Origin of the sequence: Brevibacillus sp. B_LB10_24, assembly GCF_046036945.1 — a bacterium.
Lineage (GTDB): Bacteria > Bacillota > Bacilli > Brevibacillales > Brevibacillaceae > Brevibacillus_C.
This window is the reverse complement of record NZ_JBJQOQ010000013.1, coordinates 23,693-35,984: the sequence shown is the minus strand read 5'-3', so window position 1 is coordinate 35,984 and position 12,292 is coordinate 23,693. Positions and strand designations below refer to the sequence as shown.

The window sequence follows — 12,292 nt, the reverse complement described above, 5'->3', positions numbered from 1 at the left end:
TTGATCGCCTCCGTGCCAAGCGGAGGCGTTTTCCTCTAACAACCCTGTTATTCCTGGTGGACGACTTGCATGTACAGACGCTTTCCGGAAAGGGGGAGTATGCGGTGGGGCAGCGGGAAGAGATTGAAGTCAGGCTTCATCAGCTCAGAAAGGAAACCTCCGCAGATTTTGTCGCTTTGGCATTGCCTGATGGGAAGAACCGGCTTTTTTGGAGGTACGTATCGGGAAACAGGAATGACCGCTACAAGCGAATCGTCACGCGTACGGGGAAAGGATTTGTCGGGAAGGCGATCATGTCGCGCTGCCCGGTCATCTACCATGCATTTGCTCCGCGGAGCGGAGATGACCCCAGCAACTACCCGATCTTGTTGGCAGAGAACCTGACCTCTGCTGTCATCGTGCCGTTCGGTCCGGCTGGACAGGGGGCCGGTGTGCTGCTGGCAGGATGCAGGGAGGATCGCCAACTGAACTCTGAAGCGGTCTTGCGCATTATCGCTGAGGCCGGGGAACTGGCCCATCCCTCTTACAGACTTTTCATGTGAAAGTTTCCCAAAAAGGACACAGTTGGATTCCGGCTAATCGGCAAGCGAGCGATATAATGGTCTTATACAGAAGCACCAAGGAGATATTTCTTGGGAGGAAAGTCATGGGCACATTGAATTGGATCGGTGAGAATACCGCCAAGGGCCATTTTTTGGAAACCCTGTTTGAGCATATGTCGGATGCCGTCTTGATTGTCGATACCAACGGTTTTCTGATTGGCGTCAACCAAGCTGCCGAGCGGCTGACGGGCTGGACGTCGGAGGAGTTGGTCGGCAAGGTACACTTATGTACGATTTGCCGCGGGATGGCAACGTGTACACAGGAAGCCGCTTGTGAGGACTGCTTTGCCAGTCAGCTGCGATTGGCGTCTTTTGAGATGCGCCTGCGGACCAAGAGCGGAGAGGAATTTCCCGTCGCCGCCAGTTCGACCCGCCTTCCGGACGAAGCCATGGGGGCGTTGGCACTGATCTTGCGCGATATGACCGAGCAGCAGCGAATCGAGCGGGAACGGTTTCGCCGGATGATGAGCAGCAGGATGATCCAGGCCCAGGAAGACGAGCGCAGGCGAATTTCCCGGGAATTGCACGACAGTATCGGACAAACGTTATACAGCGTCCTGGTCGGATTAAGAGTTGTGAACGGGCTTGAGATGGAGGATTCCATGCGCAAACTGCTGGCTGACATGGATCAGCTCGCGTCCAGCGCTTTGGATGAGGTCAAACACATGGCGGTAGAGCTTCGCCCCTCGACCCTGGACGATCTCGGGTTGGCGCCGGCGATCCGCTCGTACGTCAAACGGTTCGAGCAAACGTTTGGCATCATCTCAACCTTTCAAGCTGCCGGCGGCAGGAGGCGTTTTCGTCCCGAGGTGGAAACCGCGTTGTACCGCATCTGCCAGGAAGCGATGACGAACGCTGCCAAGTACGCTCAGACGGATACAATAGAAGTCTCGCTGCTGGATACCGGTGAGAAGGTAGAGCTGTGCATCAAGGATGCCGGATGCGGCTTTAACCCTGACAAATTGGAGGTACAGGGGACCGGGCTCGGGTTGTACGGGATGAAGGAACGAGCCCACCTGATCGGAGGATTGCTGCAGATTCGCTCCAAGCCGGGGGAAGGAACAGAGGTGTACGTAGCCGTACCATTGAACGAAGGCGGTGAAGATTCTTATGTCGATCAGGATCATACTCGCGGATGATCACGCTGTCGTCCGGACAGGGCTGTCGATGCTGATCCAGGCACAGCCGGATATGGAAGTGATCGATACGGCGGCAGACGGCAAAGAGGCGTTTGACAAGTCCGTCAGATTAAACCCGGATGTGGTTATCATGGATCTGAGCATGCCGCCTGGCGAAAACGGGTTATCTGCCACTGCCAGGCTGAAAGAAGCGAAGCCGGAGATCAACGTCCTGGTTTTGACGATGCATGATGACGAGGAATACCTCTTTCGCATCCTGAAGGCAGGAGCGTCAGGGTATATCTTGAAAAGCGCTGCGGACAATGAATTAATCGCTGCGATCCGGACAGTGCACCAGGGTGCGGCGTACTTGTACCCTTCCGCTGCCAGAACCCTGATCCAGGAATTTCTGCATCGGGTCGACCAGGGCAAGGACCTGGACGATTACCAGGTTCTCACGGAGCGGGAGCGGGAAATCCTCACCTACATTGCCAAGGGCTACTCCAACAAAGAGATTGCCGAGCTGCTGCACGTGTCCGTCAAAACGGTAGAAACACATAAAGCCCACGTCATGGAAAAGCTGCAGGTAAAAAGCAGGCCGGAACTCGTGAAGTACGCGTTAAAGAAGGGGCTTTTAGATCTTGAATGAAAAGCCCGGGAGCAGCGGAGGAGCAGGCTGCGTTGATGAGCGGGATCGGGCTAATGCCGACCGGCTGAAAGAGGTTACATGAAAAAGGTTTACTTTGCAAACACTACCTTTGAACCAATAAACGGGTGAAAGGAGTAGTGTTTTTTTATGCTGCAAACCACCGGACAGCCGCAACAGCAACAACAGCCGATGATGATGACCCCGCCGGCGGTTGTCACGACGAAAGACTTGGCCTATCTCAAGGACGCCATGTCCTGGACCCTGCTGGCAATGAAGAAGTGCGCCCACTTTGCCAAAGAGTGTACCGATCCCCAGATTGGACAGGCGATCGACAGGGCCGGACAAATGCATCTGCGCCACTATAACTTGCTGCTCAAACACTGCAAGAACAACAATCTGCAGGCGATGACAGGCGTACCGCAGCCTGTAGGTTCCCAATAAGGAGGCGCGTGAATCGTGTTGATGCAAAACAATCAGATAAAAAACCCGAAACCGCCGAACGAACCGCAGGTAAAAGGGCCGGAAATGAACGACCGGGATCGCTTGAACGATATTTTGGCCACGGAGAAATACCTGACAGACAGTTTTAACACGGCTGTGCGGGAGGCGAGCCACAACCAGCTTTACCAGGACATGATGACGATTCTCAACGAGACGCATCAATGTCAGCGAAATATGTTTGACTTGATGTTTCAAAAGGGCTGGTACAAGCTGGAGGCGGAAGACCAGCAAAAACTGGATCAAGCTTATCAGCAGTTCAGCGGTTACTCCACGCAATTCCCCTATCAGGCAACCATGCAATAAACAGCCCCTGGTCTGATCCAGGTTGGAAGGAGGGCAGACATGGAAAAACCGATTCCGGAAATTCCCCAGGTAGATGTCCCTGACGAATTTACCCAGGTAGACCTGCCTGAAATCGGGGAGACGACACCCCATCCGCAAACGCCCGATAATCCGCAAGCACATACCCCGATTTTATAACGGGGAAGTGGAACAGGGCAGCCGGCCGGACGAACCGGGCGGCTGCCTTTTTGCATCCTTGAAAAGTGTACTCCCTTGAAAAAAGGAATAGACAATTCCATTTGTTTCTGTATAAGTTAAAGGTAAAATAGAGGATCGTCGAGGAGGGTCACGGTGGCTCGGGTGCTAATAGTTGACGATGCAGCTTTTATGCGACATTTGCTTGCAAAAATGTTAGAAGGCGTTCATGAGGTGTGCGGAGAAGCGGCTAACGGCTTTGAAGGAGTTGACCTGTATAAACGGTTGTCGCCGGATATTGTGACGATGGACATCAGCATGCCGGACATGGAGGGGATCGAGGCCCTGAGACGGATTCTTTCTTTCGACCCAAATGCGAAAATTCTGATATGTTCGGCAATCGGATACCGCCAAATGGTGCTGGAAGCAATCAAATGCGGAGCGAAAGACTTTATCACCAAACCTTTCCAAAAAGAAAGGCTGCTCGATGCTATTGCCCGTTGGGTGTAGAGACGCGAGGCGTTATAATAGGAAACGGCTCCTTTGTTGCAAGAGTCCAAGCGAAGCTACTTAAAAGAGGGCGTGAATCTCGAATGACCTCACAACCGAATTACTTTTTGCAATTTCAACATGCTGACATAGACGAGCTGGCCGATGTGATCGGCGAACTGCTGCAAAATCCCATCACGATTGAAGATGTGGACCACAAGCTGATCGCTTACAGCTCGCACGGGGAGAGCACGGATCTGGCGCGGTCATCCACGATCCTGGGCCGCCGCGTTCCGGAAAAGGTGCTGACCAGGCTGTGGAAGGACGGAGTGTTCCAACAGCTTTTCACCCAGGATGACCCGGTTCACATTCCCGCAAAGGATGAAGTGGGCCTCGGAAAGCGGGTGGCCATCGCGATTCGCAAAGGGCCGGATATCCTCGGCTACATCTGGGCGCAGGAAGTAAATCGGGCGATTACTGCAGAAGACGATGAAGTGCTGCGGCAAGCGGCAAAAGCGGCTGTCCCTCGCCTGCTTCAACGGCAGGGGAAAGGGAAGGCGGAAGAACAGCGGCGAAAGGAGTTTTTCTGGGAACTGCTGCTCGGCAATCACACGAGCGAGGCCGCGATCAAGCAGAAGGCAGACAGTCTGCAGCTGCGGCTTCCCACACCCTTCCTGGTATGCATCGTCGAATCGACGGTACCGCAGTTGGAACAGCTTCTCTATCCGTGGTTAAAGCGGCACAAACTGCTGTGGGTGACAGACGGACAGCAGATCATCATGCTGTTTGGCCTGTCTCCTGTCGCCGAAGCGGAGGGCGTAACCCTGGCCCAGTACGCCGAACAGTTTTTGACGGAGCTGCTTTCCCAGATCCGCGATCGGTTTGGCAAAGAACACAAAGTGACAGAAGTCTACGGCTGCGCCCACAAAACGTATCGCGATATCGAACACGGTTATCAGGAAGCGCTGCAGGTCCTGCAGATCAAACGGTTGTTTCCGGTGGAGACCAGGCATGTGCACGGCTTTCGCGATTTGGGGATATACCGCTTTTTGCCCCAGCTAAAAAAATGGGCTGATGCGGAAGGGTACGAAAACGAACGTCTTTCGCTTTTGCGCCAGTACGACCGCGAAAACCTGACCAACTTGACGGAAACGCTGGAAAGCTTTCTCGATGCCGCCGGCAAGGCCAGCGTCACGGCACAAAAGCTGCACATCCACATCAATACGCTGAGCTATCGCCTGCGGAGGATTGAAGAGATTACCGGCGTAGACCTGGAGGATCAAAATCAACGGACCAGCCTTTACCTCGATCTGAAGCTGGAGAAATTGCGGGAGTAGTCAACTGTGACGGCGTTTTGTGAAAATCCACAAATGAACAACCGTAGAATCAAGGGAATCACCAATGAGAAATCAAAAAAGTCGCAGTACAATAAAGATATGCAAGAATTTAGCGGATGTAAAAGGAGGCTTTTCTCATGATCGTCGGTGTTCCCAAAGAGATAAAAAACAATGAAAATCGCGTCGCTCTCACTCCCGCGGGGGTAACGGCTCTCGTCCAGAACGGACATCAGGTGCTGGTCGAAACAAACGCTGGTCTCGGAAGCGGTTTCAATGACAGCGACTACGCCGCCGAAGGAGCAAAAATCGTCCCGTCGGCAGCAGATGCTTGGGCAGCGGATATGGTGATGAAGGTAAAAGAACCGATCGCGTCCGAATACCAGTATTTCCGCGAAGGACTGATCCTCTTTACCTATCTGCACCTCGCGCCGGAGCCGGAGTTGACCAAAGCCCTGATGGACAAGAAGGTCATCGCGATTGCATATGAAACCATTCAGTTGGACAACGGTGCTCTGCCGCTGCTCACGCCGATGAGTGAGGTTGCAGGACGCATGTCCGTGCAGATCGGTGCGCAGTTCCTGGAAAAAATCTACGGCGGAAAAGGCGTTTTGTTGAGCGGCGTTCCGGGCGTGCCGAAGGGCGAAGTCGTGATTGTCGGAGGCGGAATCGTCGGTACCAACGCGGCTAAAATGGCTGCGGGACTGGGCGCTAACGTGACCATCCTCGACATCAGTGCAGATCGCTTGCGCCAGTTGGACGACCTGTTCCAGGGCAAGGTGCAAACCCTGATGTCCAACAGCTACAACATTGCCAATGCCGTCAAGAAAGCCGACCTGCTGATCGGCGCCGTGCTCATCCCTGGTGCCCGCGCTCCGCGTCTCGTTACGGAAGAGATGGTCAAAACGATGTCCCCGGGTTCGGTCATCGTCGACGTGGCAATCGACCAAGGCGGCTGCATCGCCACCAGCGACCGGATTACCACACATGACAACCCAACCTTCGAAAAACACGGCGTCATCCACTACTCTGTAGCCAATATGCCTGGTGCAGTCGCCCGTACATCCACGCTGGCTCTGACCAATGTGACGATGGCATACGCTCTCCAACTCGCCAACAAAGGGTACCGAGATGCCGTCATCCAAAACGCTGCTCTGGCCAAGGGCGTAAACGTCATCGATGGCAAAGTCGTTTATAAATCAGTGGCGGAAGCGCACGGATTGCCATATCATTCCATTCAAGATGTCTTGCTGGTAAAAAATTAAGAACAGGCCTTGATACAATCAGGCAGGACCCACCCCGCTTACTCGGGTGAGGTCCTGTTTTTGTTTTCTATTAATGTGGAATGTGGTATGCTCTAAGGCAGATAAAATGCAACAGGGAGTGGGCTAAACTTGTACCAACTAATGAAGAAGTATCTGTTTGGGCTTGACCCGGAGGAAGCACATGAAAAGACCATCGAAGCGCTGCACCTTGCTCAGAAGAATCCGGCGGGGACGGCCTTGATGCGGCTGTTGTACGGGTTTCGCGACAAACGTTTGGCGACTGAGTTATGGGGGTTGAAGTTTCCTAACCCTGTCGGACTGGCAGCGGGATACGACAAAAATGCAGAGGTGTACCTCGCTTTGGCGGCGCTGGGATTTGGATTCATCGAGACAGGGACGATTACGCCGATCGCCCAGCCGGGAAACAGCCGCCCGCGCCTGTTTCGCCTGGTGGATGACAAAGCGGTGATCAACCGCATGGGGTTTAACAACAAGGGAGCGTATATCGCCGCCCAAAGCTTGATAGATTATGCGTTTGCCGACGTACCGGTCGGCGTAAATATTGGAAAAAACAAGACGACGCCAAACGAGTTGGCGGCCGATGACTATGAAAAGTGCCTGGACATGTTGTACCGCTACGGCCATTACTTCGTGATCAACGTCAGCTCTCCCAACACGCCGAATCTTCGCGACCTGCAGCAGACAGAAAGCCTGCGGGAACTGCTGCGCCGGGTTCGCAGCAAAGCGACGGAGCTGGAGAAGAGGGGAGTCAAGGCCAAGCCGATTTTGTTGAAGGTAGCGCCTGACATGTCGGATGAACAGATGCACGATGTCATCCGCGTCGCGCTGGAAGAAAAAATGTCCGGGATAATCGCGACTAACACGACTTTATCCCGCGACGGTCTGTCTGAACGCGTCCACGCCGATGAAGCCGGAGGTCTGAGCGGCAGGCCGCTGACCCAGCGTTCGACGGCATGGATCAGCGAAATTTACCAGGAGGTAGGCGGCAAACTGCCGATCATCGGCGTCGGCGGGATTTTTACCGGGGATGACGCCTACGAAAAAATTCGCGCCGGGGCCAGCTTGGTGCAGGTCTATACCGGGATGATCTTTGAGGGGCCGGGCATCGTCAAGCGAATCAACAAGCGGCTGCTGCAGTTGATGGAGCGGGACGGCTTTGCCACGATCAGCGAAGCGGTGGGCGCAGATCATAAATAGGAGGGATTCTGATGAAGGTACTCGTGCTGGGAGCCGGAGCGGTAGGCGGCTATTTTGGCGGACGACTGGCTGAAAAGGGAGCGGACGTGACTTTTTTGGTCCGGGAGAAACGGAAGCAGCAGTTGGCGGAGAGAGGCCTGCGAATCGAGAGCGTCCACGGCGATGTCCGTCTGGAGCCGAACGTGATCACCAGCGGTGAGGCAGTAGAGCCGTACGATCTCATCATGTTGTCGACTAAGGCGTACAGCAGCGAACAACTGCTGGCAGCCGTGGAAAGTGTCGCCCCCTATGTGGGAGAGCACAGCTTGATTTTACCGCTTTTAAACGGCATCGCCCACATGGAGCTGCTGCAGCAAAGGTTTGGCGAGGAACGCGTGCTGGGCGGTCTTTGCTTTATCGAATCGACGTTGAACGAGCACGGGGACGTCATTCAGACAAGTCCTGTCCACCGGTTGCTGTACGGAGAGTGGCGGGGCGGCCGCTCATCCAGGGTAGAGGCGCTGGAAGAGCTGTTCGCCGACGCCAACGCCAGCTACGTCTTGAGTGAAGATATCGTGCGGGAGATGTGGCACAAGTACATGTTCATCGCGACGATGTCAGGGATGACGACGCTCATGCAGGCCGCTGTCGGACCGATCCGGGAGTCGCAGTACGGCCCGGAGCTGACTCGCCAATTGTTTGAGGAGACAGCCGCCGTGATCCGCGCGACGGGAGCGTCGATTGACAGCCAGATTGTCGATAAACAAATGGATACTTTTGGAAAACAAGGATATAAAATGAAATCATCAATGCTGCGCGACATGGAAAAGGGGCTGCCTGTCGAAGCGGATCACTTGCAGGGGTACCTGCTCCGTTTGGCTGAGCAGCACGGAGTGAGCGCACCGCTTCTGCAGATTGTTTACAATAATCTAAAAGTCTACGAAATCAAGCGCGCCGCCCGGGAAGAGGTATAATAAAGGGGAAGGAGGGCTGCCTGATGGAAGTGATTCGAATCTCGCCGCGAGGATACTGTTACGGCGTTGTCGACGCGATGGTTTTGGCGCTGACGACGGCGAAAAATTTTGATCTTCCGCGCCCGATCCACATTCTCGGCATGATCGTACACAATGCCCATGTGGTCGAGGCATTTCGCAAAGAAGGCATTATCACGCTGGATGGCGAGGACCGTCTGGCCTTGCTGGAGCAAATCGACAAAGGGACCGTCATTTTTACGGCGCACGGCGTATCGCCTGAAGTGCGCAAGCGGGCAAAGGAAAAAGGTTTGACGATCGTCGACGCCACCTGCCCGGACGTAACGAAAACGCATGATTTGATCAGAGAAAAAGTGGCGGAGGGCTACCACGTCATCTACATCGGCAAAAAAGGGCACCCGGAACCGGAGGGGGCCATAGGCATCGCTCCTGACCGCGTCCACCTGGTGCAGACAGTGGAAGAGATCGAGGGGCTGCAGCTCCCGACGGATAAGCTGATCGTCACCAATCAGACGACGATGAGCCAATGGGACGTGAAACACCTGATGGATGCGATTGTCCAGCGCTTTCCCCAGGTGGAAATTCACAATGAGATCTGTCTGGCGACACAGGTAAGGCAGGAAGCCGTAGCTGCGCAGGCAGGGGAGGCAGACCTGTGCATTGTCGTGGGTGATCCGCGCAGCAACAACTCCAACCGGCTGGCCCAGGTAGCAGATGAGATCTCCGGCGTTCCTGCCTACCGAATCGGCGACTTGTCTGAACTGGATCTGGAGTGGCTGCACGGCAAGAAAAAAGTAGCCGTCACGTCCGGTGCCTCTACGCCGACGCCGTTGACCAAAGAGGTCATCAACTTCCTCGAACAGTACGATGAGGCTGATCCTGCGACATGGGAGAAAAAGCGGACAGTCAATATGGATAAACTGCTTCCAACCGTGAAGGGATAACGGCGGTGATCACTGTGTTGGGGTTGATCCCGCTGCTCTTGATCCGCTTCGGTCCGTTTCGCCGGACTCCTGCTACTCAATGACGAGTGTCCCCCGATATCCGGCCTCCGGGTAGCCCGGCGCGTCCGAGTAGAACGAGTAAGCGCCTTTCTTGGCTGCCGTGAAGGACAGCGTAGTCGCTTCCCCCTGTTTCAAGGAGGGCGACTCGATCTGCAGCGACTTGATGACGAGGTTATGCGGACGTTGGTCTGTATTGACTACCACGAGGGAAATGTTTTCTCCTTCGTGGTATTTTAATGTTTGCGGCAAAAAGCCGGAGCTGGTAATCGTTACCGACTGCAGCTTGACCCCGGTGGACGCAGTGGAGGTTTTAGACGAGGAAAAGCCGTGAAGGGACAGCAGGGAGAGGATCATCCCCAAGGCAAACAGGGGGTACCCTACCAGGTGTAATCGCGGAAACCGGTTAGACATGACAGTCATCTCCTTATTCGCAGATACTCCTAGTATGGGAAGGAAACCCAGTTTTGTATGAGTGGAAAAAACAGGGGGTGGGTATTGACAACGATCAACATACCACGGCGTACATAATGTCCCTAAAGTTTGGAAACTATGGAAGTAAAACTATTGATTACTTTAAATTCGTGAGTTTTTGACTATTTTAAATCTTGTCAATAAAGTAACACTATACTATAATTACCGGAGGGAAATAATACCTAACTAAAACTTTCGAAATATTCTCGCATGTTGAACAAATATCAGGAGTATTTCCCTTTGGATTACGATGGGAACATTGAATGGAAAGGCAGTGTATGGCAGCAGCTCAAACATTGATTAACAAAAGGAGGAGTTACCTTTGCATGTATACATATTTAAGCGCTTTCTTTCACTTATACCCGTTTTATTTGTCGTTTCAGTGGTCATCTTTTTGATTATTCATCTCACTCCTGGTGATCCAGCTTCCGTTATGTTGGGAGAAGAAGCAACACCTGAACAAATCCAGGAAATGCGCACGAATCTTGGTCTTGATCAACCCGTATTTCAACAATATTTGAAATGGGTGGGCCATGTTGTTCAGGGGGATTTAGGCAACTCTTATTTTATGAAACAGTCAGTATTTAGCTCCATTACAAGTCATCTGGTACCAACCCTTTCCCTTTCCATTCTGGCTCAGATCGTGGCCTTATTGATTGCTATTCCTGCTGGTATTTTAGCAGCGAAAAATCGGGGGGCAATGACCGATCAATCCATTATGGGACTCTCATTAGTGGGGATGGCAGTGCCTAGTTTTTTGCTTGGTCTTTTTTTAATCTTACTGTTCGGCGTTCAATTGAAATGGCTGCCCGTAGCAGGCTATCAACCCTTAAGTGATGGATTGTGGAATCATCTAAAGTACCTCATCATGCCGGCAATATCATTGGGTGCCATCCAGGCTGCCATTATAGCGCGCATGACACGAACATCTATGTTGGATGTTCTTAGTGCAAATTTTATTAAAACAGCTCGTGCAAAAGGCGTCAAAGAACATCAGGTCATATACAAACACGCCTTGCGCAATGCCTTTCTTCCGATCTTGACGGTGATTGGTCAAACCTTTGGCACTTTGGTGGCTGGTGCTGTTGTAACAGAAACGATTTTTAATATTCCTGGAATTGGTCAGTTGATTATCAATGCGGTTGAACGACGTGACTATGCCGTCATCCAGGGAGTCGTGTTATTTATAACTGCTGCGTACGTATTTATCAACTTAATCGTCGACTTGTTATATGGCTACATTAATCCTCGTGTCCGTTTACATTCAAAATAGAAAGGCGGGATAAATATGGAGGTCATTGCAGAAATCGCTCAACAGTCCCATATCAAAAAAGAGTTAAAAAGATCACAAAGACAATTATTTATCCGGCGACTTTTAACGAATAAACAAATGGTCAGTGGAGGCCTCATTCTTATTTTTTTAACAGCATTGGCCTTTATTGGGCCATTACTCGTGCCCTATAGTCCGTATCAAATGGAAGTCATGGATCGTCTGAAAGCACCGAATGCCATTCATTGGTTAGGGACCGACGAATTTGGCCGTGATCTCTTAACACGTATCGTATACGGAGCGAAAGTTACGATGGGAGTTGGCTTTTCCGTAGCCGCACTCTCCTCTCTTTTTGGATTGGTTATCGGGTTATATGCGGGTTATTACCGTACCCTCGATCATATTCTCATGCGTATTTGCGACGGCCTGATGGCCATCCCCGCCATTTTATTAGCCATTGCATTGATGGCAGCGTTAGGTCCTAATACCCAAAATGTGGTTACCGCATTGACGATCGTGTTTACCCCTTTAATCGCACGCGTCATTCGCTCAGCGGCAATCGTTGTTCGAGAGCAAACGTATATTGAAGCGATGAAAGCTCAAGGGGCAAGCCAATTGCGGATTATATGGATGCACATTTTGCCTAACACGATTTCGCCATTAGTTATTCAAGCCACTTTTATTTTTGCGGATGCGATTATTATTGAAGCGGCATTGAGTTTTTTGGGAGCAGGGGTTCCAGCACCGGATCCAAGTTGGGGAAATATTTTATACGATGGCAAGATGGTCATTTTTAATGCTTGGTGGATGACTGTATTTCCAGGCATTACCATTATTTTATCTGTATTAGGATTAAATCTGCTAGGTGATGGATTTCGTGACTTAATCGATCCACACACTGCCAAAGGAAAAAAATAAATCAA

15 protein-coding genes are annotated in these 12,292 nt (G+C 52.2%); 14 read left to right on the top strand and 1 reads right to left on the bottom strand.

Annotated features, from left to right (window positions below; translation table 11 throughout):
• Positions 1 to 104 precede the first annotated feature (104 nt).
• The 12 genes from ACI7RC_RS13725 (at position 105) to ACI7RC_RS13670 (ending at position 9,568) form a co-directional block, all read left to right on the top strand.
• Positions 105 to 542, top strand: coding sequence for a hypothetical protein (locus ACI7RC_RS13725; RefSeq protein ID WP_408108794.1), 438 nt, complete (start codon positions 105 to 107; stop codon positions 540 to 542).
• 104 nt (positions 543 to 646) lie between these two features.
• Positions 647 to 1,741 (top strand): PAS domain-containing sensor histidine kinase, encoded by a 1,095-nt coding sequence (locus tag ACI7RC_RS13720; RefSeq protein ID WP_408108793.1) that lies wholly within the window; start codon positions 647 to 649, stop codon positions 1,739 to 1,741.
• Entirely contained in the window at positions 1,713 to 2,369 is a 657-nt protein-coding gene (locus ACI7RC_RS13715; RefSeq protein WP_408108792.1) for a response regulator, read from the top strand. Before ACI7RC_RS13720 ends, ACI7RC_RS13715 begins: the two co-directional genes overlap by 29 nt.
• Before the next feature lie 147 nt (positions 2,370 to 2,516).
• Entirely contained in the window at positions 2,517 to 2,810 is a 294-nt protein-coding gene (locus ACI7RC_RS13710; protein WP_408108791.1) for a hypothetical protein, read from the top strand.
• 18 nt (positions 2,811 to 2,828) lie between these two features.
• A complete protein-coding gene (locus ACI7RC_RS13705) occupies positions 2,829 to 3,173 on the top strand; it encodes a spore coat protein (RefSeq protein ID WP_408108870.1) in 345 nt (114 codons plus the stop codon).
• A 39-nt stretch (positions 3,174 to 3,212) separates the two neighbouring features.
• Entirely contained in the window at positions 3,213 to 3,350 is a 138-nt protein-coding gene (locus ACI7RC_RS13700; protein ID WP_019121325.1) for a hypothetical protein, read from the top strand.
• Positions 3,351 to 3,503: 153 nt separating this feature from the next.
• Positions 3,504 to 3,857, top strand: coding sequence for a response regulator (locus tag ACI7RC_RS13695; protein ID WP_408108790.1), 354 nt, complete (start codon positions 3,504 to 3,506; stop codon positions 3,855 to 3,857).
• Positions 3,858 to 3,940: 83 nt separating this feature from the next.
• Positions 3,941 to 5,173: a PucR family transcriptional regulator gene (locus ACI7RC_RS13690; protein ID WP_408108789.1), complete on the top strand. Its 1,233-nt coding sequence runs from the start codon at positions 3,941 to 3,943 to the stop codon at positions 5,171 to 5,173.
• A 137-nt stretch (positions 5,174 to 5,310) separates the two neighbouring features.
• Complete coding sequence (gene ald, locus ACI7RC_RS13685) at positions 5,311 to 6,435, top strand: alanine dehydrogenase (RefSeq protein ID WP_408108788.1); 1,125 nt, start codon at positions 5,311 to 5,313, stop codon at positions 6,433 to 6,435.
• Between the two features lie 129 nt (positions 6,436 to 6,564).
• The gene (locus tag ACI7RC_RS13680; RefSeq protein ID WP_408108787.1) at positions 6,565 to 7,653 is read left to right on the top strand and encodes a quinone-dependent dihydroorotate dehydrogenase; all 1,089 of its coding nucleotides are present in this window, start codon (positions 6,565 to 6,567) and stop codon (positions 7,651 to 7,653) included.
• An 11-nt stretch (positions 7,654 to 7,664) separates the two neighbouring features.
• Positions 7,665 to 8,606 (top strand): 2-dehydropantoate 2-reductase, encoded by a 942-nt coding sequence (gene panE, locus ACI7RC_RS13675; protein WP_408108786.1) that lies wholly within the window; start codon positions 7,665 to 7,667, stop codon positions 8,604 to 8,606.
• A gap of 23 nt (positions 8,607 to 8,629) precedes the next feature.
• The gene (locus ACI7RC_RS13670) at positions 8,630 to 9,568 is read left to right on the top strand and encodes a 4-hydroxy-3-methylbut-2-enyl diphosphate reductase (RefSeq protein ID WP_408108785.1); all 939 of its coding nucleotides are present in this window, start codon (positions 8,630 to 8,632) and stop codon (positions 9,566 to 9,568) included.
• A gap of 72 nt (positions 9,569 to 9,640) precedes the next feature.
• Here ACI7RC_RS13670 and ACI7RC_RS13665 read toward each other — a convergent pair whose 3' ends face one another.
• Entirely contained in the window at positions 9,641 to 10,039 is a 399-nt protein-coding gene (locus tag ACI7RC_RS13665; protein ID WP_408108784.1) for a cupredoxin domain-containing protein, read from the bottom strand.
• A 382-nt stretch (positions 10,040 to 10,421) separates the two neighbouring features.
• On the opposite strand from ACI7RC_RS13665, the gene ACI7RC_RS13660 reads away from it, so the two are divergent.
• Both ACI7RC_RS13660 and ACI7RC_RS13655 read left to right on the top strand, forming a co-directional pair.
• Positions 10,422 to 11,372: an ABC transporter permease gene (locus ACI7RC_RS13660; RefSeq protein ID WP_408108783.1), complete on the top strand. Its 951-nt coding sequence runs from the start codon at positions 10,422 to 10,424 to the stop codon at positions 11,370 to 11,372.
• 15 nt (positions 11,373 to 11,387) lie between these two features.
• On the top strand, positions 11,388 to 12,287 hold the full coding sequence (locus ACI7RC_RS13655) for an ABC transporter permease (protein WP_408108782.1): 900 nt from the start codon (positions 11,388 to 11,390) through the stop codon (positions 12,285 to 12,287).
• Positions 12,288 to 12,292 lie beyond the last annotated feature (5 nt).

Bases quoted from the DNA above. Each gene is read 5' to 3' on its own strand.
- ACI7RC_RS13720 (WP_408108793.1), top strand. From the start codon at position 647: ATGGGCACATTGAATTGGATCGGTGAGAATACCGCCAAGGGCCATTTT.
- panE (WP_408108786.1), top strand. From the start codon at position 7,665: ATGAAGGTACTCGTGCTGGGAGCCGGAGCGGTAGGCGGCTATTTTGGC.
- ACI7RC_RS13710 (WP_408108791.1), top strand. From the start codon at position 2,517: ATGCTGCAAACCACCGGACAGCCGCAACAGCAACAACAGCCGATGATG.
- ACI7RC_RS13670 (WP_408108785.1), top strand. From the start codon at position 8,630: ATGGAAGTGATTCGAATCTCGCCGCGAGGATACTGTTACGGCGTTGTC.
- ACI7RC_RS13655 (WP_408108782.1), top strand. From the start codon at position 11,388: ATGGAGGTCATTGCAGAAATCGCTCAACAGTCCCATATCAAAAAAGAG.
- ACI7RC_RS13700 (WP_019121325.1), top strand. From the start codon at position 3,213: ATGGAAAAACCGATTCCGGAAATTCCCCAGGTAGATGTCCCTGACGAA.
- ACI7RC_RS13690 (WP_408108789.1), top strand. From the start codon at position 3,941: ATGACCTCACAACCGAATTACTTTTTGCAATTTCAACATGCTGACATA.
- ald (WP_408108788.1), top strand. From the start codon at position 5,311: ATGATCGTCGGTGTTCCCAAAGAGATAAAAAACAATGAAAATCGCGTC.
- ACI7RC_RS13715 (WP_408108792.1), top strand. From the start codon at position 1,713: ATGTCGATCAGGATCATACTCGCGGATGATCACGCTGTCGTCCGGACA.
- ACI7RC_RS13665 (WP_408108784.1), bottom strand. From the start codon at position 10,039: ATGTCTAACCGGTTTCCGCGATTACACCTGGTAGGGTACCCCCTGTTT.